General features: G+C 70.1%; 22 protein-coding genes. 7 read left to right on the top strand and 15 right to left on the bottom strand.

What is annotated here, in order from left to right:
* Positions 1-47 precede the first annotated feature (47 nt).
* Positions 48-1,721 (bottom strand): bifunctional 3'-5' exonuclease/DNA polymerase, encoded by a 1,674-nt coding sequence (locus tag KOI35_RS20875; RefSeq protein WP_308121090.1) that lies wholly within the window; start codon positions 1,719-1,721, stop codon positions 48-50.
* 108 nt (positions 1,722-1,829) lie between these two features.
* On the opposite strand from KOI35_RS20875, the gene KOI35_RS20870 reads away from it, so the two are divergent.
* Entirely contained in the window at positions 1,830-2,864 is a 1,035-nt protein-coding gene (locus tag KOI35_RS20870; protein WP_308121089.1) for an NAD(P)-dependent oxidoreductase, read from the top strand.
* A gap of 7 nt (positions 2,865-2,871) precedes the next feature.
* Here KOI35_RS20870 and KOI35_RS20865 read toward each other — a convergent pair whose 3' ends face one another.
* Together KOI35_RS20865 and KOI35_RS20860 are read right to left on the bottom strand one after the other, a co-directional pair.
* On the bottom strand, positions 2,872-3,549 hold the full coding sequence (locus KOI35_RS20865) for an SDR family NAD(P)-dependent oxidoreductase (protein ID WP_215789176.1): 678 nt from the start codon (positions 3,547-3,549) through the stop codon (positions 2,872-2,874).
* Between the two features lie 15 nt (positions 3,550-3,564).
* Positions 3,565-4,515: an RNA polymerase subunit sigma-70 gene (locus tag KOI35_RS20860; protein ID WP_308121088.1), complete on the bottom strand. Its 951-nt coding sequence runs from the start codon at positions 4,513-4,515 to the stop codon at positions 3,565-3,567.
* Between the two features lie 92 nt (positions 4,516-4,607).
* On the opposite strand from KOI35_RS20860, the gene KOI35_RS20855 reads away from it, so the two are divergent.
* Positions 4,608-5,300 carry a hypothetical protein gene (locus KOI35_RS20855; RefSeq protein WP_215789175.1) on the top strand — a complete coding sequence of 231 codons (693 nt, stop codon included), beginning with the start codon at positions 4,608-4,610 and terminating at the stop codon, positions 5,298-5,300.
* Between the two features lie 6 nt (positions 5,301-5,306).
* On the opposite strand, the gene mgrA is transcribed toward KOI35_RS20855, so the two are convergent.
* Positions 5,307-6,299, bottom strand: coding sequence for an L-glyceraldehyde 3-phosphate reductase (mgrA, locus tag KOI35_RS20850; RefSeq protein WP_246613555.1), 993 nt, complete (start codon positions 6,297-6,299; stop codon positions 5,307-5,309).
* Between the two features lie 208 nt (positions 6,300-6,507).
* Between mgrA and KOI35_RS20845 the strand changes: the two genes are divergently transcribed.
* From KOI35_RS20845 to KOI35_RS20830, 4 genes are read left to right on the top strand one after another with little or no spacing between them, the layout of a single operon-like run.
* Positions 6,508-7,749: a hemopexin repeat-containing protein gene (locus KOI35_RS20845; RefSeq protein WP_215789173.1), complete on the top strand. Its 1,242-nt coding sequence runs from the start codon at positions 6,508-6,510 to the stop codon at positions 7,747-7,749.
* Complete coding sequence (locus KOI35_RS20840; RefSeq protein WP_215789172.1) at positions 7,746-8,672, top strand: Gfo/Idh/MocA family protein; 927 nt, start codon at positions 7,746-7,748, stop codon at positions 8,670-8,672. The genes KOI35_RS20845 and KOI35_RS20840 overlap by 4 nt, the downstream gene beginning before the upstream one ends.
* Positions 8,673-8,724: 52 nt before the next feature.
* On the top strand, positions 8,725-9,411 hold the full coding sequence (locus KOI35_RS20835; RefSeq protein WP_215789171.1) for a hypothetical protein: 687 nt from the start codon (positions 8,725-8,727) through the stop codon (positions 9,409-9,411).
* A gap of 3 nt (positions 9,412-9,414) precedes the next feature.
* Positions 9,415-10,527, top strand: coding sequence for a 5-methyltetrahydropteroyltriglutamate--homocysteine S-methyltransferase (locus tag KOI35_RS20830; protein ID WP_215789170.1), 1,113 nt, complete (start codon positions 9,415-9,417; stop codon positions 10,525-10,527).
* On the opposite strand, the gene KOI35_RS20825 is transcribed toward KOI35_RS20830, so the two are convergent.
* Genes KOI35_RS20825 through KOI35_RS20810 form a run of 4 tightly spaced genes read right to left on the bottom strand, consistent with a single transcriptional unit; the run spans position 10,524 to position 13,191 of the window.
* A complete protein-coding gene (locus tag KOI35_RS20825; RefSeq protein WP_215789169.1) occupies positions 10,524-11,681 on the bottom strand; it encodes a hypothetical protein in 1,158 nt (385 codons plus the stop codon). The two genes, KOI35_RS20830 and KOI35_RS20825, sit on opposite strands and share 4 nt — an antisense overlap.
* Positions 11,678-12,202 carry an RNA polymerase sigma factor gene (locus KOI35_RS20820; RefSeq protein WP_215789168.1) on the bottom strand — a complete coding sequence of 175 codons (525 nt, stop codon included), beginning with the start codon at positions 12,200-12,202 and terminating at the stop codon, positions 11,678-11,680. Before KOI35_RS20820 ends, KOI35_RS20825 begins: the two co-directional genes overlap by 4 nt.
* Complete coding sequence (locus tag KOI35_RS20815; RefSeq protein ID WP_215789167.1) at positions 12,195-12,407, bottom strand: hypothetical protein; 213 nt, start codon at positions 12,405-12,407, stop codon at positions 12,195-12,197. Before KOI35_RS20815 ends, KOI35_RS20820 begins: the two co-directional genes overlap by 8 nt.
* Before the next feature lie 52 nt (positions 12,408-12,459).
* Positions 12,460-13,191, bottom strand: coding sequence for a Rossmann-fold NAD(P)-binding domain-containing protein (locus KOI35_RS20810; protein WP_215789166.1), 732 nt, complete (start codon positions 13,189-13,191; stop codon positions 12,460-12,462).
* A gap of 39 nt (positions 13,192-13,230) precedes the next feature.
* Here KOI35_RS20810 and KOI35_RS20805 point away from each other — a divergent pair, with 39 nt between their 5' ends.
* Positions 13,231-14,199 (top strand): AraC family transcriptional regulator, encoded by a 969-nt coding sequence (locus KOI35_RS20805; protein WP_215789165.1) that lies wholly within the window; start codon positions 13,231-13,233, stop codon positions 14,197-14,199.
* Positions 14,200-14,377: 178 nt separating this feature from the next.
* Here the strand turns inward: KOI35_RS20805 and KOI35_RS20800 are convergent, their stop codons facing one another.
* The 7 genes from KOI35_RS20800 to KOI35_RS20770 form a co-directional block, all read right to left on the bottom strand.
* Positions 14,378-15,283: a carbohydrate ABC transporter permease gene (locus KOI35_RS20800; protein WP_215789164.1), complete on the bottom strand. Its 906-nt coding sequence runs from the start codon at positions 15,281-15,283 to the stop codon at positions 14,378-14,380.
* An 18-nt stretch (positions 15,284-15,301) separates the two neighbouring features.
* Positions 15,302-16,210, bottom strand: a complete 909-nt coding sequence (locus KOI35_RS20795; protein ID WP_215789163.1) for a carbohydrate ABC transporter permease — start codon at positions 16,208-16,210, stop codon at positions 15,302-15,304.
* 29 nt (positions 16,211-16,239) lie between these two features.
* Positions 16,240-17,676, bottom strand: a complete 1,437-nt coding sequence (gene ngcE, locus KOI35_RS20790) for an N-acetylglucosamine/diacetylchitobiose ABC transporter substrate-binding protein (RefSeq protein WP_215789162.1) — start codon at positions 17,674-17,676, stop codon at positions 16,240-16,242.
* Positions 17,677-17,722: 46 nt separating this feature from the next.
* On the bottom strand, positions 17,723-18,646 hold the full coding sequence (locus KOI35_RS20785; RefSeq protein ID WP_215789161.1) for a carbohydrate ABC transporter permease: 924 nt from the start codon (positions 18,644-18,646) through the stop codon (positions 17,723-17,725).
* Positions 18,646-19,635 carry a carbohydrate ABC transporter permease gene (locus KOI35_RS20780; protein WP_215789160.1) on the bottom strand — a complete coding sequence of 330 codons (990 nt, stop codon included), beginning with the start codon at positions 19,633-19,635 and terminating at the stop codon, positions 18,646-18,648. Before KOI35_RS20780 ends, KOI35_RS20785 begins: the two co-directional genes overlap by 1 nt.
* A gap of 68 nt (positions 19,636-19,703) precedes the next feature.
* Positions 19,704-21,020, bottom strand: coding sequence for an extracellular solute-binding protein (locus tag KOI35_RS20775; RefSeq protein WP_215789159.1), 1,317 nt, complete (start codon positions 21,018-21,020; stop codon positions 19,704-19,706).
* Positions 21,021-21,075: 55 nt separating this feature from the next.
* Complete coding sequence (locus KOI35_RS20770) at positions 21,076-22,062, bottom strand: MurR/RpiR family transcriptional regulator (RefSeq protein ID WP_215789158.1); 987 nt, start codon at positions 22,060-22,062, stop codon at positions 21,076-21,078.
* Between the last annotated feature and the right edge of the window lie 86 nt (positions 22,063-22,148).

Raw genomic sequence — 22,148 nt, 5'->3', positions numbered from 1 at the left:
CCCCGTCGCAGCGCCTCTCGCTTCGGACCCATAAAGGTACCCGATCCTCATTTCGCTTCCCCGTACGCGCCAACTGCTGAGACGTCGAGCGGAAAGCGCACGGTCGTCTCGCCGAACAGCAGCCGCCCGGCCTGGGCCGCGCTCGCGTGCACGGCCGCGACGACCTGCTCGGCCTGCTCGACCGGGCAGTGGACGACGACCTCGTCATGGACGAAAAGGACCATTTCGGCCGGGCTGCCCTCGAGCGCCGTCCGCAGGGTGGCCAGCAGCACCAGGGCCCACTCGGCGGCGGTGGCCTGCACCACGAAGTTGCGGGTGAACCGGCCGCGTGCCCGGTTGGAGGCCCCGCCCAGCTCGGCGACCTCTTCCGGCGGGTCGAGCCCGGCCTCGCGCAGCGACGCCGCGGACGGCGGACAGGTGCGGCCCAGCCACGAACGCACCAGCCCGCCCGACTCACCGACGCGGGCCGCGTGCTCGACGAACTCGAACGCGACCGGGTAGCTCTTCCGCAGCACGGCCAGGGCCGGGATGGCGGCGCCGCCGGTCTGCCCGTACATCGCCCCGAGCAGCGCCAGCTTGGCCTTGGCCCGATCACCGTCGAACGAGTCGGCGGCGAGCGCGGCATAGAGGTCACCGGCGGCGGCCGCGGCGGCCAGGCGCTCGTCGCCCGAGACCGCGGCCAGCACCCGGGGCTCGAGCTGACCGGCGTCGGCGACCACGAACGTCCAGCCCGGGTCGGCCACCACGGCCCGGCGCACCGCCTTGGGCACCTGCAGCGCGCCACCGCCCCGGGTGGCCCAGCGGCCGCTGACGACACCGCCCGGCACGTATTCGGGCCGGAACCGCCCGTCGCTGACCCAGGCCTCGCACCACGACCAGCCGTGGGCCGTCCAGATGCGGTAGAGCTCCTTGTACTCGAGCAGCGGTCTGACGGCCGGATGGTCGACCTTTTTCAGCACCCAGGCCCGCGTGTTGGGTACGTCGACACCGGACCGGGCGAACGCACGAACCACCTCGGCCGGCGAGTCCGGGTGCAGCCCCCAGGTGCCGAAGGCCGCGTTGATCTCGGCCGACAACTCGGCCAGACGCCGCGGCGGCCCGACCGGCTGCGGCGGCCCGAGCAGCTCGCGCAGCAACTGATCGTGCAGGTCGGCCCGCCACGGCAGACCGGTGTGGCCCATCTCGGCCCCGACCAGAGCACCGGCCGACTCGGCGGCCACCAGCATCCGGAAGCGCCCCGGAAACTCCGTCTTACCGATCCGGACGAGCTGATCGGCATAGACCTCGCGAACGGCCTCGAGCGCGTCGAACCCACCGGCCGGCGGGCCGGAAAGAGTGTCGAAGAGTGAGCCCTGGGCATGCCCCGGCGGCTCGGCCGGCCGCGGCGGCGGATCAGCCGGGACGGGCAGGCCGTGCAGCCGGGCGCGCGCGGCGGGCAGTGCCCGGGGCGCACCCCAGCGCCCGTCATGCCCCAGCAGCAACGCCTCGGTCAGCTCGAGATCGTGGCAGCGGGCCACCCGCACCCCGGCCCGCAACAGCCCCGGATAGATCTCGGCGGTCGACGCCCACACCCAACGCGGACCGCCGGCGGCTTCTCGGTCAGTGATCGCTCGCGCCAGGTCGGCAACGTGCTGAACCGGCCCGGCGACCGTGCCGTCGGCGCGCAGCTCTTGCAGACGGCCCCCTCGACCGTCCGCGTCAACCGCCACCGCTGTCAGCACCCCCTCATTGTGGTCGTGGGGTACGACATTCCGGCTTCAAGATCCACGGAGCAGCCGCCGCCTCCCCCGCCCACCCAGGGACGCGGCTGAGAGTAGGCCGAACAGGCCATGCACGGCGCCACGTTGTCCACAGGCTGGTTCGAGCCACCGTCCGTCGTCCACAGGCTGGTTCGAGCCACCGTCCGTCGTCCACAGGGCGAAGGGTCCATGCGGCGGTCGCGGGGCCGGCATGCCGAAGAGTCGTGGCAGCGGCCCGGCCGCCGGGGAAGGATGGGGCGCATGACACTTACCGTGGGCGTTCTCGGGACCGGCATCATGGGCGCGGCTATGGCGCGCAACCTGCTCAAGGCGGGCCACACCGTGCGCGTCTGGAACCGCAGCCAGGACAAAGCCGCCCCGCTCGCCGCCGACGGGGCCGAAGTGGCTGCCACCCCGGCTGACGCGGTCAAGGACGCCGACGTGGTGCTGACCATGCTGTACGACGGCGGGGCCGTGCGGGAAGTGATGGCATCAGCAGCCGGGGCCGTGCCGAACGGCGCCATCTGGGTGCAGTCGACCACCGTGAGCCTGGAGGACGTCGACCGGCTCGCTGAGCAGGCCGAAGAGCGCGGCCTGGTGTTCTTCGACGCGCCCGTGCTCGGGACCCGGCAGCCGGCCGAGGCGGGGCAGCTCACCGTGCTCGCGGCCGGGCCCGCGGACAGCCGCGAGGCGGTCACGCCCGTGTTCGAGGCGGTCGGCGCCCGGACCGTCTGGCTCGACCAGCCGGGTGAGGCGACCCGGCTCAAGCTGGTCGCCAACAGCTGGGTGCTGGCGCTGACCCACGCCGGCGCCGAGACCCTGTCGCTGGCCGAGGCGCTCGGCGTCGACCCGGACAAGTTTCTGCAGCTCATCGAGGGCGGCCCGCTCGACAACGGCTATCTGCGGACCAAGCTCGGCCTGACCCGGGGCGACAAGCTGTCGCCGGCCAGCTTCGCCGTGAACACCGCCGAGAAGGACGCGCGCCTGATCGCCGAGGCCGGCCGGTCGCACGGCGTGCGGCTCGACCTGGTCGAGGCCGGTGCCGAGCGGTTCCGGCGGGCCACCGAGCAGGGCCACGGCGACAAGGACATGGCCGCGACGTACTACGCGAGCTTCGACAAGTAGACGAACCCTAACCATGCTGCGCCGCGAGCGGCCGTAGTCCATCAGCGTCCAGCACATACGCGGCGGCGACGGTGGGCTCGGCCGCCAGCGCGACGACGCTCGCGCCGAAGGCGTCCGGAGTCGGCGCGGACAGCCGGCTCCGGAACTCGTCGGACGTCGAGCCGGAGCTGACGGCGTACGCGGAAATCGCGGTCTCGCCGATCGAGGTGCCGGGCGTGATGCCGGGCAGAATCGTGGTCGTCGTGATCCCGGACGTAGCCGCATAGCCGGTGATCAGCCGGACGGTCGCCTTCGCCCCCGCGTAACCGCCGCTCAGCGGGGATCCGCGCAGCTCGGCCCCACTGCCGACGGCGATGATCCGGGACCCGGGAGCCAGCGGTGCCCGCAATGCCGCGCGCAGCCAGGTGAAGGCGATCCGCACGTCGGCGTTCCAGTTGACCGAGAACGACTCCCACGTCTGCTCGGTCAGCGGCCGCATCTCCGGCACCGCACCGGCCGCGATCACCAGCACGTCGGGCCGATGCGTGGCCAGCACCTTCTCGGCAAATGTCTCATCAGTGGCGTCGCCCCGCTCGTCCCCCGACTCCCGGGCCACGACGGTCACCCTCAGGCCGGCGTCCCGGCCGGCCCGGGCGATCCCCGCGCCGAGTCCCCGGCTGCCGCCGACCACGGTCATTGCTCTCATCGGTGCCTCCTCGGTTTACCCAGGGAGATCCGGCCCGCCGTCCCGGCTCACCGGCTGGGCGAAAAGTGGGAACAGTTCGGGTTGCAGGAAGATGTGGATCCGCCGGACCCGGCCGCCCACGACGTCGAGGACCTGCAGCGCGTGCGCCTCGGAGCCGAGATACATCGCGTACGTCGGTTGCCCGTTCGCCGGCGGCGTCACCTCGGTCACCACGAACCGGCCCGGTTCCACCAGCACGTGCGTACGGAGGAAGCCGACGACCCGGTCACGACCGGCGAACCAGGTGGCGTGCGGCGGCATCTCGAGCGTGACGTCCTCGCGCAGCACGTCGGTCAGCGCGGCGACGTCGGCCCGCTCGAACGCCTCGACATAGCGACGCAGACGTTCGCGTACGGCCGGGCTGCCGGGTTCGCTCAGCTCGTCCGGGTCGGGTGCGGCGCGGGCCAGCCGCGCCCGGGCCCGCAGCAGCGCGCCGTTGACCGCCACCGTGGTGGTGCCGAGCGCGGTGGCCACCTCGTGGGCGGGCAGGTCGGCGACGTCGCGCAGGAGCAGCACGGCCCGCTGCCGGGCGGGCAGGTGCTGCAGCGCGGCCACGAACGCCAGTCGCACCTGCTGGCGGCTCGCCGCCTCGTCGGCCGGGTCGACGGGCCACGGGCCGACCCAGCGAACCTCCGGCGCCGCGGGCCGCGCCCGGAGGTGCCAGTCCGGTTCGGGGCCGCTCAGGCCGGCCGGGAGCGACCGCCTCTCCCGCTGACGCAGGCAGACGTTGGTGGCTATCTGGTGCAGCCACGTCCGTACGGTGGAACGCCCCTCGAACCGCTCGTACCCCCGCCAGGCGCGCAGATACGTCTCCTGGGCCGCGTCCTCGGCGTCGGCCGCCGACCCCAGCATCCGGTAGCAGTGGGCCACGATCTCGCGGCGCAGCGGCCCGGTCGCCGCCGCGAACTCCACCGCCGGTTCGGTCACAATCTCCACACCCTGACAGATCCGCACACGGCGCGGATATCACCGGGTAGCATTGCCGCGCTTTCGATCGACAGCGGTGGGGACGAGGCGCTATGCGGTGGTTCCGACGTGGCGGCGGCGATGAGCCGGCCGACCCGGGGCAGGTTCGGGCGCTCGTCGACGATGTGCGGGGCCGTTACGGTGGGCACCTGCCCCAGCCGTTCCGCGAGCAGTCGAACGCGTGTTTCGCCCAGCTGCGGGCCGCGCCGGACGGGCTCGCGGCGGCGATCGCGATCGTGGGTGAGTTCGCCGACGACGCCTGTGCCGACGTCTACGCCCAGGCCGCCCAGCTGGGCCGGGCCGCCGACCGCCGCAACTACCGGCCGCTGTGGCGGGACGCGAGCCGGGAGCTGCGCTGGAACCTGTTCCAGCTGCCCCGCCGCCTGCACCCGTATATCCAGGTCAGTGCGGCCGTCGCCCTGATCGGCGCCGAGGCCAAGCGGGTCGTGCGTGAGACCGCCACCCGTCCGTTGCTGGCCCAGCTGTTCGAGATCCTCGACCTCACGGTGGTGGGCTGGGAGTTCGCCCGGGTGCGCCCCGACACCGACACCGCCGAGCTGGCCGTCCGCCTGATCGGGGCCGCACGCGACCTGCGCGCCGCGATGAGCGACGAGCCACCCCTTCCCGATCCCGTACGCGAACTGATGCGCACCAACCGCACCATCGAGATCTACGACCCGCAGGGCCCGCACGTCGTCGCCGGTCTCAACCCCGGTCAACAGATGCGCGAGGCCCTGCTGGCCTAGCCGCCGTCAGGAGTCGCTGCTGGAACGGGCCCAGAGGTTGATGCCGGACTCGGTGGCGTGCTTGTCGATCTCGGCCAGCTCGTCCGGCGTGAAACTGAGGTTGCCGAGCGCGGCCACGTTGTTCTCCAGCTGCTTGACGCTGCTGGCGCCGAGCACGACCGAGGTCATCCGCGGGTCGCGCAGGGCCCAGGCGATCGCCATCTGGGCCAGCGACTGGCCGCGGCGGCCGGCCAGGTCGTTCAGCGCCCGGATCTTGCCAAGGTTCTCGTCGGTCAGCCAGTCCGGGGTGAGCGACTTGTCCTCGGTCGCGCGGGAACCCTCGGGCACGCCGTTGAGGTAGCGGTCGGTGAGCATGCCCTGGGCCAGCGGCGAGAACGCGATGCACCCGGCGCCGACCCGGTCGAGCTCGTCGAGCAGGCCGCCCTCGATCCAGCGGTTCAGCATCGAGTAGGACGGCTGGCTGATCAGCAGCGGCGTGCCGAGATCGCGCAGGATGGCCGCGGCCTCGGCCGTCTTCTCCGGCGAGTACGACGAGATGCCCACGTAGAGGGCCTTGCCGGCGCGGACGGCGGCGTCGAGCGCGCCCATCGTCTCCTCGAGCGGCGTCTCCGGGTCGAAACGGTGCGAGTAGAAGACGTCGACGTAGTCGAGGCCCATCCGCTTCAGCGACTGGTCGAGCGACGCGGTCAGGTATTTCCGCGAGCCCCATTCGCCGTACGGGCCGGGCCACATGTCATAGCCGGCCTTGGTCGAGATGACCAGTTCGTCCCGGTAGGGCGCGAAGTCCTGGGCCAGCAGCTTGCCGAAGTTGAGCTCGGCCGAACCGAACGGCGGGCCGTAGTTGTTGGCCAGGTCGAAGTGCGTGATCCCGAGGTCGAAGGCGCGGCGCAGGATGGCCCGCTGGGTCTCCAGGGGCCGGTCGTCGCCGAAGTTGTGCCAGAGCCCGAGGGACACGACGGGCAGCTTGAGGCCCGAGCGACCGGTGCGGCGATATTCCATGGATGCGTAGCGGTCCGCCGCGGCGGCGTAGGTAGAAGACACGCCTACAGCCTCGTACGGGTTCGTTGCAGTGTCCAACAGACGTGGATCACTCGGGTCGGCAATGCGCTGATCGGTCAGCCGAGTCCGGCAGTTCAGCCGACATTCTCCGGGTAGCCACACCAATACGCTGCGCAGCGGGGGTCTTGGTGCTACCCGGAGGCGGCTCATGGCGGAGCGCTACATCGACGCGGCACGCAGCAACGCGGACGGCTCACTGGAGGCGACGTTCTTTCTGGCCGATCACTACGTGGTCTACGACTACGCGCACCACCGGGTCAACGACGGCGTGCACGCGGTCGCCGGCCTCGGCTTCGGGCGGCCGTTCTCGCCGGTCGGGCCCGGTCCGGGGCTGGACGCCGCGCTCAAGGGCCGCGGCCACCACAGCCGCAAGGGCTACCAGTTCCGCGGGGCGCGCTACGCCCGCGTCGACCTGACCACCGGCCTCGGCGACGCCGGCCTGGGCGAGCTGTCGGCGTGGTCGCTGCCCGGCGTGAACGGCCAGGGCGTGGACGCGGCGTTCAACGGCCGGGCCACCCGGGACGGCAAGGCCTACTTCTTCCGGGGCGACCAGTACGCCCGCTACGACTGGGCCGAGGAGAAACCGGACGGCGACTATCCTCGGCCGATCGCCGGCATCCCGGGCATGGCGGAGCCGTTCGACGCCGGGGTGGATGCGGCTGTCGACGGCGAGGGGGCGTACGGGGAAACGGGCTTTCTCTTCAAAGGCGGCGATTATCTGCGCGTCGCGTGGGATCGGCCGCGGGTCGACGGGCCCGCGCGGCGCATCCAGGACGACTGGCCCGGACTGGTCGAACTGCTGCTGGCGGGGCGGGCCAAGGCGCAGGCCCTGGTGTGGATCTCGGACGCGATGCGGCACCTGGCCGTGCCGTTCGACCCGCTGTTCGCGACCGCGCTGGCCACCCATTTCCACGTGGCCCCGACGGCCGGCGCGCACGAGAAGGCGACCGCGATCGACCTGGTGCAGCGGCAGTTCGGCCGGATCCGGACGGCGCTGAGCGAGAGCTCGATCCGGTTCCGGTTCCGCACCGGCGACGAGTCGATGCGGCTCGACCACTGCCCCGAGGTGCCGTTCGCCTATTTCTGGGACACCAAGCTCAACTTCACGCCGCGCTTCCCCGGTCTCGAGGCTCCGGAACGGGCGGCGGCGCTGCTGCGCGAGACCGTACGCGCGGTGGATCCGTCGGCCGCCATCGTCTCGGCGCACGTTCCCGACCTCTACGTCAGCGATCCCGAGGCCGACCGCCTGGGCCTTCCGAAGGTCCGCGACGATCCACGGTGGACTCTGCGCTACGACCAGCTCTCGACGTCGGCGGCACTGCACAACCCTTCCGCGTACGCTGCCTTCGCGCGCCACCTTTCACTCGGAAAGGAGAGCCGGCTGTCATGACGGTTCGCTGGGGGATCCTGTCCACGGCCGGGATCGGGCGGGTCGTCGCCGCCGCGAATCCCGGGTTGTTCACCGCGATCGCCGGTCGCGACGCCGCTCGGGCCGCGGCGTGGGCCGCCGAGCTGGGGGTGCCGCGCAGCTTCGGCAGCTACGACGAGCTGCTGGCCGACGACGAGGTGGACGCGGTCTACATTCCGCTGCCGGTGGCGATGCACACCGAGTGGACGATCCGGGCGTTGCGGGCGGGCAAGCACGTGCTGTGCGAGAAGCCGTTCGCGATGACCGCCGCCGACGCCGCCGCGTGTTTCGACGCCGCCGAGGCCGCCGGCAAGCTGTGCATCGAGGGTCTGATGTGGCGGCACCACCCGCACACGGCGCTGGCCCGGCGGCTGGTGGCGGAGGGCGTGATCGGGCGGCTGGCGTTGATCCGGACGGCGCTCACCGTGGATGTGCCGCCGGGCGACATACGGCGTACGGGAAAACTGGGTGGTGGGGCCCTGCTCGATCTCGGCTGCTACTGCGTGAGCGCGATCCGGCTGTTCGGCGGCGAGCCGGTGAGCTTCTCGGCGGCCCGGGTGATCGACACCGCGCCCGGGGCCGACGGCGGTGACCTGCGGATGGCCGCGACGATGGTGCTGCCGGACGATGTGCTGGCGCAGTTCGACGTGGCGCTCGATTTCCCGCGGCGCGACGAGCTCGAACTGATCGGTACCGGCGGCCGGATCACGATTCCCGATCCGTGGATCTGCTCGGAGGACTACCTCGAGGTCAACGGCGAAAGGCTTCCGGTTTCCCGTACGGATCCTTATCGGCTCGAGTTCGAGAACGCCTCGCGGTCCATCTCGGAGGGTGTCGCGCCTTCCATCGGGAGGGAGGACGCGGTCGCGCAGGCGGGCGTGTTGGAGGCTCTGCGGGCTTCTTGATTTCCACCCGTGGTCTGACGCGTTGTTCCCGGCGGCCCGGCACACTGGCCGGGTGAGATTTCGGGGGCGGTGGTTTCTCGTCGGTGTCGTCGTTCTGCTGGCGGCGGCGGTCGGCGGGGTGGCGTTCGCCTATCCGTCGGCGGCGGCGACCGCGTGTCCCGGCTGCTACGGACTGACCCGGGTGAGTGACGGCGTCTACAGCGAGCGCGGGCTGACCGATGCCCAGACGCGGCAGCTGCTTGACCTGGCGTCCGACGCGCGGCGGCGGGTCGAGGCGTTCTACGGCGGCCGCGAGTCCGATCCGCGGATCGTCGCGTGTTTCACCGAAGCCTGCTACGACCGCATCGGCGGCGGCGGAGAGAAGGGCATCGCCGTGCTCAACCGGGCCGTCATGCTGTCGCCGCGCGGGCTCGACGCCGTGATCGCGTCGCACGAGATGGCGCACGTCGAACTGCACCGGCGGCTCGACGGCGAGGTGCCGCAGTGGTTCGACGAGGGGCTGGCCGTCGTGGTCTCGGGCGACCCGCGCTATCTGGGTGCGCACTGCGCCACGCCGTACGAGGGCCCGCTGCCCGAGACGCTGCCGGCCTGGCTCGACGCGGCGGGCTCCGACGCGCAGGTCTACTCGCGGGCGGCGTGCCGGGTGCAGCGCTGGCTCGACGCCGGCGGCGGGCGCGACGCGGTGCTGAAGCTGATCGATCGGCTCAACGGCGGGGAGGCGTTCCCGGCGTTACCGTGAGGCATGACGACGCCCCCGTTCCGGGCCGACCACGTCGGCAGCCTGCTCCGGCCCGCCTCCCTGCTCGCGATGCGGGAACGCCGGGCCACCGGCGAGATCGACGCCGTCGAACTGCACGCCGCCGAAGACGCGGCCATCCGCGATGTCGTGCGCATGCAGCGTGACGCCGGGCTGCGGTCGGCCACCGACGGCGAGTTCCGCCGCACGTCCTGGCACATGGACTTCATCTACCGCCTGGGCGGCGTGCACCCGACCGACGAGAAGATCCAGGTGCACTTCCGCAACGCCGACGGCGAGATCGACTTCGAGTCGGCCGCGCTCGCCATCGACGCGCCGATCCGGCTGAACGAGACGATCTTCGGAGACGACTTCGCGTTCCTGAGCTCCGTCGTGGACCCGTCGGTGACGCCCAAGCTGACGATCCCGTCGCCGAGCATGGTCCACTACCGTGGCGGGCGGGCGGCCATCGATCCGGCTGTGTATTCGGACGAGGACACGTTCTGGGCCGACCTGAGTGCCGCGTACGCGGTGGAGATCGCGCGGCTCGGCGAACTGGGCTGCCGCTACCTGCAGCTCGACGACACCAGCCTGGCCTACCTGAACGACCCGGCCCAGCGCCGCCTGCTGACCGACCGCGGCGACGACGCCGAGCACCAGCATCTGCGCTACATCCGCCAGATCAACGCGGCGATCGCCGACCGGCCGTCCACGATGGCCGTGACGACCCACATGTGCCGGGGCAACTTCCGCTCCTCGTGGACGGCCGAGGGCGGCTACGACTTCGTGGCCGAGGCATTGTTCAGCGAACTGGCCGTCGACGGCTTCTTCCTGGAGTACGACGACGACCGTTCCGGCACGTTCGCGCCGCTGCGCTTCGTGCCGCCGGGCAAGATGGTCGTGCTGGGCCTGGTCACCACCAAGCGGGGCGCCCTGGAATCCAAGGACACCCTGAAGCGCCGCATCGACGAGGCGGCCCGGTACGTGCCGTTGGAACAGCTCTGCCTGTCCCCGCAGTGCGGCTTCTCCTCCACCGTCGAGGGCAACGTCCTGACCTACGACGAGCAGGTGGCCAAGCTGTCCCTGATCGTCGAGACGGCCGCCGAGGTGTGGGGCTAGAACAGCGTGCGGTCCCGCTCGGCGGGGCGGTCACGGATCTCGTACTCACCCGGGCCGACCGGGACCGAGCTCTGCCGCACCCGGTCTTCCCAGCCGAGGGGCCACCGCGTGCCGTCCGACCAGCGGATCCCCGTCAGCACCACGTCCTCGAGGTCGAGTGATTCGATGTCGGCGCCGCGGAAGTCGTCGATCTGCCGGCGCAGCCGCTGGACGTCGTCGGGCCGGGCATCCGCCAACTCGCCGATCGCCGGGACGCCGAGGATCCCGGCCACCTGGCGGGCGGCCTCGTGAGCCCGGTCGAGATATTCGTTGAGATCCGGCTCGTCCGCCGACCGCCAGGTCAGGCTCTGCGCCGCCTCCACCGCGGCGGACAGAATCCACGCCAGGTCCACCGATGCGGCCAGCACCCGGCCGAGAACCACCGTCGGTGTCCCGGCCCCACCCCGTTGCTGCGCCATCTCGGCCAGAGTCTTCATCCCGACGACCGCCGACGTGCGGAGGATGAGGAAGTCGGGGTGGTTCGCCTCCTCGTCGGACAGACCGGCGGCCACCAACTCGAAGACCCGGGACCGGACCGGCTGGGCGACGGACATCATGAAATCAAGCGCCGATTCCAGCGACTCCCGCAGTTCCGGCAACCCGGGATTCGCGGGCCCAGGTTTCTGACCCTCCACGGCCGCCCGAGCCCGCCTGATCCGACCCACCACCACAGCCAGGCTGTCCACGGAGAACTCGTCGAAATGCGCGGGCACCGCCGGCCAGTCGGCGACGAGCCGGGCGATCCGATTGCCGACCGCGTCGAGAGTCGCCGTGATCCGCCGCTGCTCCGAGGCCACCGAGGCCATGGCCTCCAGGACGACCGCCAGCCTGTGCAACGTGGGCCGGGCCCGCAGCCGCAGTCGGAGGTCGACATCGGCCAGGCGGTCCGGCAACTCGTTGACGGGCACCACGCCGGCGGTCTCGCGCGGGCGGGCCGAGGTGATGGCGGCCAGACCACCCTCCAGATCGAGCGAGCCGGCCACACCGGCGACGAACTCCTCGTGCCGGCGGGCGAGGGTGGCGTCGCGCAGCCCGGCCTCCAGGTCGAGGGCGTCGGCCACCGACTCGACGAACTCCTGGTGGCGCTCGGTGAGCCAACGGTCGGGATCGGTCATGACCGCTCCTCCAGATACTTCGCCACCGCACGCCGCGCCTTGTAGAGATTCGACCGTACGGCTTCCGGCGTCATCCGCAGTTCCACCGCGATCTCGGCCGGGGTGTGCCCGTCCAAGGTCCAGGCGAGCACCTGCCGCTGACGGAGTGGCAGCGCGTCGAGCACGCGCAGCAGGTCGAACTGCTGCTCCCAGACCGTGATGTCCGAGACGGTCATCCAGGTGCCGGGCACTTCGGCCACCAGATCCTCGTCGAGACTGGCCAGGCGGCGGCCCCACGCGCGGGAGGCGACCCGTTTGGTCCACGCCTTCGGGGAGGTGATCGTCGACCACCGCGTGTACGCCTTGATCATGGCGTCCTGGGCGAGGTCGGCCGCCTCCGCCATCGGCGCGCCCTGGTAGCGCAGAAAGACGACCAGCCTCGGCTTGTGGTCCCGGTAGAAGGCATCGAAGTCCGCACCGGGCTCGGCGGGCACGTCGTCCGGACGGGCCGGCGCGGTCCGCTGGGCCTCGTGGTCATCCATGCTCACGCCCCTTGGCCGGGGTCACGGTCAGCCTCGTCCGGCCGTCCTCGAACTCGCCGCCTCCCCGCCGCGACAGCCGGCCCGCGAGATCGACCAGCAGGCGGGCGCGTACCCGTTCGAGGCGCAGCCGCCAGCGTAGGCGAAGGCACAACCCCAGCGCCGCCGCCGCGTGGGCCAGCGCAAAAATCCACAGCTCAGCGTCCATACCTAACTGGAGGGTGCGGACCGGCCCAGCGTGAACCCACCTCTGTGACCGATCAGGTCAGCCAGGGTTTCAGCAGATCGTCGGTGGCCTCCCACAGCTCGCGCCGACGACCGTCGAGCACGCGCGACGGAATGGGCAGCGGCGCGCATCCGGGGCCGTAGAAGCCGGGTTCGCGATCCTCGACGGCCAGCGCCACCGGCGTCTCGGCGGCCCGGGCCGGGTCGGCGCCCACGCGCTGCTGGACCGCGTCGAGGACGCGGCGCAGAGGAGCGGGTACGCCGGGTGCGTCGCGGAAGACTCTCGTGGCCACGAGCCCGGGGAAGACGCAGCTCACGGCCATGTCGGGGTGACGGGCGGCCAACTCGACGGCGAACAGGTCGTTCGCGAACTGGGTCCGGCCCGCGATCCTCAGGCCACGACCGCCGGCTCGCAGGTTCAGGTCGGGCATCGGGCCCAGCGTGTCGCGGTATCGACCGGCGTTCGCGACCAGGATGACCCGGCGCGGCCGCAGGAGCCGTACGAGCAGGTAGCGGGACAGGTAGTTGAGCGCGAGCGCCCGTTCGAAGCCCTCGGCGGTGTGCGTGGCGCGCAGCGTGAACACGCCCGCGCAGCAGATGATCGCCCGGACGGACGAGATCTCGGCGGCCGCGCGGGCCGTCTCCTCCATCGAACTCAGGTCGGCCCGGATCATGCCGTGGCGGCCGATCGTCAGGGCCCGCTCCCCCAGTGCGGACGCCACCGCGCCGCCGATTCCGGTCGAGCCGGTTACCACGATGTCTCTCATGCTCTCGACGCTAGGAAGTGGCGGCGGGACACTCCATGTGTGTCCGTCCCGGAGAGCACACCGGACGTCCTGGGCCTCGTGCTGCGCGAGGTCAGTTTCACCAGTGCGGCCTATCGGTGGATCGAGATGGGCGCGCCGTTCCGCCTGGTCTTCGACCGCCCCGGCCTCCGTGGGGTGCACCTGATCGCGGCCGGTGCGTGCGAGTTGGTGCTGGCGGACGGATCAGTGACTCCGCTGACGGCCGGCGACACCGTGATCCTGCCCCGCGGCGACGACCACGAGTTGCGCTCCGGCCGGGCGGCAATCGCCACGTCCGGCTTCGAACTGGCGGCCCGCACCGCCGGGGTCCGGTTACGCGGCGGCGGCCCCACCAGCAGCGCCAGCAGCACCGACAGCGGCACGACGATCGTGTGCGGCGCCTTCATCGCGGGCGATCCCGATCACCCGGCGCTGCGCGGGATGCCGCGGGTGATCCACGTACCGGGGAAGGACGGCTCGCCGCCGGCCTGGCTGGCTCCCTATGTCGAGGTGCTGCGGCAGGAGGCGTTCGACGCCGGCCCGGGCAGCGATGTCGTGATGGCCCGCCTGTCCGACGCGCTGATCGCCCGCGCGCTCCGCGAGTCGGGCGGCCTGACCGACCATCCCGGATGGCTGGCGGGGCTGCGCGACCCGCACCTGGGCCCGGTCCTGGGTTCGATTCACGCCGAGCCGGCCCGGCCGTGGACGCTCGCCACGCTGGCCGCCGCGGCGGGGCTGTCCCGCACGGCGTTCGCCGCCCGCTTCGCGGCCGTGGTGGGCGAGCCGCCGATGCACTATCTGCGCTCGCTGCGCCTGCATCATGCCAAGCGCCTGCTCCGCGACGAGCGCCTGACCGTCGCCGCGGTCGCCGCCCGCGTCGGCTACGGCTCGGACGTCGCGTTCGCCGCCACGTTCCGCCGCGTCGTCGGAGTGCCCCCGGCTGAGTGGCGCCGCCGCCCACCCGAAACACCAGAACCCGGCCCCGCTTAAGGAGCACCCCACCATCAAGCGGCACCGCACGAGCAGCCGCCACCGTAGAAGCGGCGCCGCGCGGGGCTGGAAAGCCGCGGCTCCTCCGCGCCGGACGGTGGCGGGGAGGAGCCGGGGCCTGCTGCGGGAAGGGTCTGTCGGTGGCGGGGCGGAGTCGGGGCGTACGGCGAAAAGGGTCTTACTTGACGGCGCCTGCGGTGAGGCCCGCCTGGATCTGGCGCTGGAAGATGGCGTACACGACGATCATCGGCAGGATCGTGAGGACCAGCGCGGCGAACAGCGTCGACCATTCGGCCTGGTAGCCGGCCGACACGCTGATCTGCGCGATGCCCTGGGTCAGCAGCAGTTTCTGGTCGGCGCCGGGGCCGCTCATGATGACCACCGGCAGCAGGTACTGGTTCCACTGGCCGACGATGTTGAAGATGGTGATGCTGACCAGTCCGGAGCGCGCCATCGGCATCATGATCTGGAAGAACTTCCGGACGTGCGACGCGCCGTCGACCGTCGCGGCCTCCTCGATCTCGTACGGGAGAGATTTGAAGAAAGCGGCCAGGAAGAAGATCGTGAAGGGCAGCGAGTACGCGATGTAGACCAGGATCAGGCCGGTGTACGAGCCCAGCAGCCCCATGCTCTTGAGGATGTAGAACAGCGGCGCCAGGGCCATGAACGTCGGGAACGCCAGGCCCGAGACGAACAGGTAGTAGATCGCCCGGTTACCGGGGAACTTGTACCGGGCCAGCACGTAGGCCGCCATCGCGCCGAACAGCATCGTGCCGGCGGTGCTGATCACCACGACGAAGACGCTGTTGATGAAGTAGCGCCCGATGTGCGCGTCGCTCCAGGCGTTGGCGTACGTCTCGAACGAGAAACTGTTGGGCAGCGCGAACGGCTTGCCCAGGAAGATCTCGGTGTTGCTCTTGAACGACGCGAGCAGCACCCACAGCAGCGGGCCGGCCGTGATCAGGGCCCAGGCGACCAGGGCCACGTGCGAGAGGCCGGTGGCGATCTTGAGGTCGCGCTTCTCGTCGGGCGCGCGGCCGGCCGATCGGGCCGTGGTTCCGGGGGTCTTGGTGATGGTGGTCATCGTCTCGCCTCTCGCCGATCAGGCTTCGACGGATTCGCGCCGGGTGGCCGAGAGGGTCACCCAGGCGAACGAAAGGGTCACAAAGAAAAGCACCACGCCGAGCGCGGAGGCGTAGCCGGCCTGCGAGAACTCGAAGGCGTTGCGATAGATCATCAGGCTGAGCACCGAGGTCGCGCCGTCCGGGCCGCCGCGGTCCACGGTCATGATGTTGACCAGCGCGAACGCGTCGAAGGCGGCGATGCCGAGGTAGACGAAGGCGACCTGCACCGTGTTCCACAGCAGCGGGATGGTGATCCGGAAGAACAGGGTGACCCGGGTGGCGCCGTCGATCGCGGCCGCCTCGTAGACCTCCTGCGGGATGTTGCCCATGCCGGCCGAGAAGAGCACGACGTAGAAGCCGACCGCCTGCCACACCAGGACGACCAGGATGCAGGCCATCGCGTAGCGCTCGTCGGCCAGGAACAGCCAGGGCTGCCACGACTCCGGGAACAGGCCGTTGATCATGCCGCTCTTGTCCGGCCCGAACACCCGGCCGAAGATCACCGCGACGATGGCCAGGGCCAGCAGCTGCGGGAAGAAGAAGATGACCCGGTAGACCTTGGAGCCCCAGACGCCCCGGGTCACGCCGCCCTTGTGGCCGCCGCCCACGTTCAGCAGGAACGCGAAGACCAGGGCCAGGATGACCGTGATCAGCGGCAGGAGGATCAGCAGGAACGCGTTGTGCTTGATCGACTGCCAGAAGAGCGTGTCGTGGATCATCTTCTGGAAGTTGCCCAGGCCGACGAAGTTCGTGACCGGCCCGAGCCCCGACCATTCGTAGACCGACAGGTAGAAGGCCTGGATGTACGCCCAGACCACGAAGATCGCGTAGAGCGCCACCGGCACGACAAGGAAGCCGATGATGAAGGGATACTTGCCGTGCCGCATGGCGCCTACCGTCCTGCCTTACGAAATGATCAGCTGCGGGTGAACTTGGTGACGGAGCTGTCCTTGGCCACGGCCTGGGACGCCTTCTCCATCCGGTCGCAGAACTTCGCGGCGTCGTAGTCCTTGAACATCAGGTCGTTGGCGGCCGCACGCGACTCGTCATCGAGCTTCTTGTACCAGGTGTCGAACAGGTAGCCCATGAAGACGTCCTTGCCGGCCTTCGTGACCGCGTCGTTGGCGCTGGTCAGTCCGGGCGAGATGGTGACGCCGTCGGAGGCACCCGCCACCACGGTAAGCGACTTGGTGAGCTTCGTGAACTCCAGCGCCGCTTCCTTGCTGAGCATGGTGCGCAGGTATTCCTTGCCGCCCTGCGGGTTCTTGGCCTTGGCCGCGGCGAAGTAGATCTCGCCGGCCGCGGCGTTGATCGCGGCCGCCGGCAGCTTGTCGGCCGCGGTGACGCTCGGGTACGGCATGATCGCGTACTCGAAGCCGGACGGGGTGTCCTTGGCCTGCTCGTTCTCGAGCCAGGAGCCGCACGGGTAGATCGCGACCTTGTCCTGGTTCTGCTGGAGCTGGACCTCGGTGTGCCGCAGGCCGAGGAACGTCTTGTTGATGTAGTTCTTGCCGATCCCGGCCCACGCCTCGGCGGCCTGCTTGACGGCGTCGTTGGTCCAGGCGCCGGCCTTCAGGTTGTCGATGTCCTTGAGGACCTGTTCGGTGCCGATCTTGCCGGCGCTGGTCATGATCGCGCGGACCATGTAGTACGACGCGTTGGCGCCCGCGAAGCCGAACGGCGTGATGCCGGCCGCCTTGATCTTGTCGCACAGGGCGGTGAACTCGGCCCAGGTGGTCGGCGGGGTCCAGTTGTTCTTCTTGAACAGGGCCGCGTTGTACCAGAGACCGAACACCGTGTACGAGTAGTTGACCGCGAACGGCTTCCCGTCGTACGAACCCTGCTCGATCGCGCCCGGCACCAGGGTGTCGGCCACGGTCTTGCCCGCGATGTCGAGCGACGGCGCCGCGAACAGGTCGGTCAGGTCGGCCGCCTGGCCCGCCTTGACGATCGCGCCGAAGTCCATCAGCTTCGAGCCCGAGTTGTTGATCATGTCCGGCGGGTTGCCGGCGTTGATCCGGGGCTGGACGATGGTCGAGATCTCCTCGGCCTGCGAGTACGTGATCTTCGCGTCCGGCCACTTCTTGTTGAACAGCGGCGTGTCGACGTCGGTCGCGTACTTGGTGCCCAGACCGCCGTTGAAGATCACGATCTCGACGCCGGCCTTGGGGTCGATGCCGAGCGGGTTGTCCGCCGACTTCGTGCCGGTGGCCTGCTCCTGGGTGGTGTCGTCGGAGCTGCCGACGCACGCGCTGAGCATGCTCACGGCGGGGGTGGCCAGCAGACCGACGGCGGCCGCCCGGCGCAGCAGCGTACGGCGGTCCAACTCGGGCTTGGTGAATATGTCGGTCACAGCATCTCCTCAGTGCTTGCTGTTTGTTACTGGTGTTGAATCCGGATCATCCCTTGACCGCGCCGGCCGTGAGGCCCGTGGCGATATTCCGCTGAATGATCAGGAAGAAGATCACCACCGGGATCGAGGTGATGATCGCACCGGCCATGAGGGGCCCCCAGGCGGTACCGCGCGTTGTCTGGTTCTGCAGCAGCCAGGCCATCAGGTTCTGCTTGTCCGGGCTGTTCAGCGTGTTGATGATGATGAACTCGTTCCAGGCCTGGATGAACCCGTAGACGCTGGTGGCGACCAGGCCGGGACCGGTCAGCGGCAGGATGATGCGCCAGAACACCTGGGCCCGGGTGCAGCCGTCGATCATGGCGGCCTCGTCGAGCTCCCGGGGGATGCCCGAGATGAAGCCGCGAAGCGTCCAGACGGTGTAGGGCAGGATCAGCACGAGGTAGGTGATGCTCACACCGATCAAACTGTCGGTCAAGTTGAGCGTCGTGAAACCAAGGTTGACGTTCTGCAGCATCAGGAACAGCGGGATGAGCAGCGCCAGGAACGGCACCAGCTGCACCACCAGGACGACCAGGATGATCGCCTTGCGGCCGTAGAACGAGAACCGCGCGATCGCCAGGGCCCCGAGGAAGCCGACCACCAGGGCGCCGGCCACCGCGAAGAGGGTGATGACGACGCCGTTGAGCATGTCCTGGAGGAACAGCGGGGCCTTGAAGGCCGAGATGAAGTTGTCGAACGTGGGGTTGGACGGCCAGAACCCCGGTTCCAGGGCCAGCACCTCGTCGGCCGGCTTGAACGCGGTGTTCAGCACCCAGTAGACCGGGAAGAGCATGAGCACGCCGAAGACGATCCCGACGGTGTTGGCCACGATGGTGCCGGCCCGGCTGCGACCCACGGTCAGCGAGCCGTTGTCGTCCCGGCGCTTCTTGCGGGCCCGCATGGCCACCGGGCTGGTGATGTCGGCGGCCATCAGTCCACCTCTCCGATCCGGAACATCTGACGGATATAGAAGACCATCACGCCGAACATGAGCAGCACCGTGATGACCGCGATGGCCGAGCCGAGGCTGTACCGGGCCTGACCGAAGGCCTGCGTGTACGAGTAGGTGGCCAGCGTCTGGAACTGGGGCTCCGGGTGACCGTCACGCAGCACCCAGGCCTGCGTGAAGAGGCCGAAGTTCCAGATCACCGAGAGCGTGGTGACGATCATCAGCAGCGGCTTCAGGATCGGCAGGATGATGTTGCGCAGCGACTGCCACGGGGTGGCGCCGTCGACCGTGGCCGCCTCGAGCAGCTCCTTGGGCACCTGGGTCAGGCCGGCGTTGAGCGTGATGGCCAGGAACGGGATGCCCGCCCAGACCACCAGCGTGGTGATGACGCTCCAGCCCTGCCACGGGTTCACGAACCAGCTGTGGTTCTGGTAGTTCACCCCGGGCAGCAGGTCGATCAGGTAGTTCACGACGCCGAAGTCGGAGTCGGTCATCCAGCGGAAGATCTGCGCCGCGACGAGCTGGGGCAGGGCCCAGACGAACATCATCGCGATGATCATGAACAGCCGGACGCCGTGACTGACCCGGCGCATCAGCAGCGCGATGCCCAGTCCGCAGACCACCGAGATGAGTACGGAGACGACGGTGAAGGCGACCGTACGGCCGACCACTCCCCAGAAGACTCCGTCCGAGAGCACCCGGGTGTACTGGTCGAAGCCGACCCACGGGGGCGTGCGCCCGCTGATCAGCTCGCGCAGGCGCATGTTCTGGAAGGACAGGACGAGCATCCGGATCAGCGGGTAGCCCAGCAGTCCGGCGATGAAGAGCAGTGCGGGCAGCGCGAGCAGCCACGGGACCAGACCGCTGTTGCGCTTACGGCGCCGGGGGGCGGCGTGACCGGGGACCCGGTTCTGCTGCGGCCCACCGGGATCGCGGGGCCGTCGGGTCGCCGGGGAGTCGACGACGGACATCGGCTTTTCCCTCTCTGAAGGGGCGGGCAAGCTGCCCGCCCCGTCAGAGGCGGGCAGCTCGGCGGATGTCAGCTCTCGTTGAGCGTCGAGTTGATCTGGTCGTCGGCCCACTTGGCACCGTCGGCCACCGACTTCTTGCCGGTCAGGATGTCGGTCAGCATGGTCTGCAGGACCGCGCTCTTCTCGACGTCAGCCCACTTCTCGGCGTTCGGCGGGAACCAGCTGTTCTTCGCGGCGAGCGCGGCCGGCGCGATCGTCTTGTTGTCCGTGGCGGCCTGGTCGAGCAGCGAGGTCGCGTTGGGCAGGGCGTTGGCCTTGACCAGCCCGGCCATCGACTTGCTGTCGGTGAAGGCCTTGATCCACTGAGCGGCCAGCTCCTTCTGCTGGCTCTTCTCGGTGATGCCCAGGTTCGAGCCACCCAGGAACGACGGGACCTCGGGCATCGGCGCGGCGGCCAGCTTGCCCTTGACCTTGGTCGGAACCATCGGGGAGTCCGGGTTGTTGGGGTCCTTCTTGACCTCCTCGGCCGCACCCTGCTCCCAGGCGTTGCCGTAGAACATCGCCGCGGTGCCCTGGGCGAACGTGTTGGCCTGGTCGTTCTCGTTCTTGGTGGGGTCGGCCTTCGAGTACTTCTTGGCCATGTCGACCCAGCGCTGCAGACCCTCGATCGAGGAGGGCTGCGAGAGCTGGCCGACCCACTTGTCGCCCTCCTGCTTCGCGATGTCGCCACCGGTCGACTTGACCCAGCTCATCGCGGCGTACCAGTACTGGCCCGGCATGTAGACGGCACCGAACTTGGCGTTCGACTTCGACGCGGCCTGCAGCTTGTCGGCGTCGGAGAGGAACTCGTCGTAGGTCTTCGGGGCCTCGGCGATACCGGCCGCCTTGAACAGGTCGGTGCGGTAGATCAGCACGCGGGCACCGGCGTAGTAGGGCACGCAGTAGGTCTTGCCCTCGAAGTCACAGGCGCCCTTGAGGCCCTGCAGCCACGAGCTCGAGTTCTCGTAGTCGCCCGGGTTGACCGCGCCGAACGCGCCCGAGAAGACGTACTTGGGGAACTCGGTGTTGCCCAGCTCGACGACGTCCGGGACGTCGCTGCCGGCCAGGGTGGCGTCCAGCTTGGTGAGGTGGTTGGCCCACTGCTGGTACTCGACGTTGACCTGGGCGCCGGTCGCGTCGGTGAACCGCTTGCTCGCGTCGTCGACGACGGGCTTCCACGCGCTCTGCGCGTCGACCATCAGCCAGACCTTGAGGGTCTTGCCGGCGCCGTCGACCTTGCCGGAAGCCGAAGTGGTGGGGGCGTCGTCGTCGCTGTTGGAGCCGCAGGCCGCGGCGCCGAGCAGTGTCGCCGCGATGGCCGCGACTGCGGCGATCTTGCGCTTCACGCTTTCCTCCTGGGGAGATTATTTTCTGGGGATATTCAGGGTGCGGATGGAACTCTCAGGTGGTGCTGCCGTCCTTCGCCGCCTTGTGACCGGATACGGCCTGAGCGGTGCGCTGGAAGGCGGCGTGCGAACGTTCGTGGGTTCGCTGCGCGACGGCTACGTAGAGAAGGTCGAGCACGACCAGCTGCGGGTGACGGGCGCTGAGCGCGTCCGGCCGGAAGGTGGTCGCCTGGGTCGCGGTGACAAGGGTGATCTCGGCCAGCTCGGCCAGCGGCGAGCGCGGGAAGCTGGTCAGAGCGATCGTGGTGGCGCCCCGGCTGCTCGCCTCGGCGAGCAGCTCGATCGTCTCGCCGGTCTCCCCCGAGTGGGAGATACCGAGCGCGACGTCGCCGGGCCGGGAGAGCGCGGCGCTGGCCAGACCGTTGTGCACGTCGGTCCAGGCCCAGGCCGGCACCCCGATGCGGTGCAGGCTGAACTGCATCTCCTCGCCGACCAGCGCGGATCCGCTGGCGCCGAAGATGTTGACCCGGGGCGCGGCGGCGATCGCGACCGCGGCCCGCTCGACCTCGGCGAGGTCGAGGAGCTCGGCCGTGTCGTGCATGGCCTGGGTGTCGGCCGCCATGATCTGACCGAGCACCCGTTCCAGGGGGTCGCTCGGCTGGATCTCGCGGCCGATGTCGACGGTCCACCCGGCGGAACGCGCCCGCCCGGTCTCCGCCGCGATGCCGAGCCGCAGATCCGCGTACCCGTCGAAACCGAGCGCCCGGCAGAACCGGGTGACGGTGGCCGGCGAGGTGCCGCTGCGCTCGGCGAGCTCGACGATGGTGGCCCGCGAGGCCGCGGCCGGGTCGGTCAGCACCTGCTCGGCGACGCGCCGCAGAGCCCCCGTGAACTCCGGCAGCAGCGATCGCACGCGGGCCTGAACGCCGTGATTCTGCATGGTGCTGCCGTGGCTGTTCAGATCCGGAGTGGCCGAGGCGCCACGAACCAGGGGGTCGACGACCGCGGTCGCCGCGGCGCCGTCCATCTCCGGCTCGTTCATGGGCCACCCTTTCAGGAAGGAGTGTTTACTGTCGCGGTAAAAGTTCTTACTAACCGCCCCTCCGTGTCAAGGAGTTGGGCGAAGTT

The organism is Paractinoplanes bogorensis, from assembly GCF_018829635.1.
Lineage (GTDB): Bacteria > Actinomycetota > Actinomycetes > Mycobacteriales > Micromonosporaceae > Actinoplanes > Actinoplanes bogorensis.
Note: the sequence above shows the minus strand (reverse complement) of the source record. Positions and strands in the feature narration are given on the sequence as shown.

Bases quoted from the DNA above. Each gene is read 5' to 3' on its own strand.
- KOI35_RS20865 (WP_215789176.1), bottom strand. From the start codon at position 3,549: ATGAGAGCAATGACCGTGGTCGGCGGCAGCCGGGGACTCGGCGCGGGG.
- KOI35_RS20780 (WP_215789160.1), bottom strand. From the start codon at position 19,635: ATGTCCGTCGTCGACTCCCCGGCGACCCGACGGCCCCGCGATCCCGGT.
- KOI35_RS20825 (WP_215789169.1), bottom strand. From the start codon at position 11,681: ATGACCGATCCCGACCGTTGGCTCACCGAGCGCCACCAGGAGTTCGTC.
- KOI35_RS20795 (WP_215789163.1), bottom strand. From the start codon at position 16,210: ATGCGGCACGGCAAGTATCCCTTCATCATCGGCTTCCTTGTCGTGCCG.
- KOI35_RS20870 (WP_308121089.1), top strand. From the start codon at position 1,830: ATGCACGGCGCCACGTTGTCCACAGGCTGGTTCGAGCCACCGTCCGTC.
- KOI35_RS20800 (WP_215789164.1), bottom strand. From the start codon at position 15,283: ATGACCACCATCACCAAGACCCCCGGAACCACGGCCCGATCGGCCGGC.
- KOI35_RS20820 (WP_215789168.1), bottom strand. From the start codon at position 12,202: ATGGATGACCACGAGGCCCAGCGGACCGCGCCGGCCCGTCCGGACGAC.
- KOI35_RS20840 (WP_215789172.1), top strand. From the start codon at position 7,746: ATGACGGTTCGCTGGGGGATCCTGTCCACGGCCGGGATCGGGCGGGTC.
- KOI35_RS20810 (WP_215789166.1), bottom strand. From the start codon at position 13,191: ATGAGAGACATCGTGGTAACCGGCTCGACCGGAATCGGCGGCGCGGTG.
- KOI35_RS20845 (WP_215789173.1), top strand. From the start codon at position 6,508: ATGGCGGAGCGCTACATCGACGCGGCACGCAGCAACGCGGACGGCTCA.
- KOI35_RS20815 (WP_215789167.1), bottom strand. From the start codon at position 12,407: ATGGACGCTGAGCTGTGGATTTTTGCGCTGGCCCACGCGGCGGCGGCG.
- mgrA (WP_246613555.1), bottom strand. From the start codon at position 6,299: ATGGAATATCGCCGCACCGGTCGCTCGGGCCTCAAGCTGCCCGTCGTG.
- KOI35_RS20770 (WP_215789158.1), bottom strand. From the start codon at position 22,062: ATGAACGAGCCGGAGATGGACGGCGCCGCGGCGACCGCGGTCGTCGAC.
- KOI35_RS20785 (WP_215789161.1), bottom strand. From the start codon at position 18,646: ATGGCCGCCGACATCACCAGCCCGGTGGCCATGCGGGCCCGCAAGAAG.
- KOI35_RS20830 (WP_215789170.1), top strand. From the start codon at position 9,415: ATGACGACGCCCCCGTTCCGGGCCGACCACGTCGGCAGCCTGCTCCGG.
- KOI35_RS20855 (WP_215789175.1), top strand. From the start codon at position 4,608: ATGCGGTGGTTCCGACGTGGCGGCGGCGATGAGCCGGCCGACCCGGGG.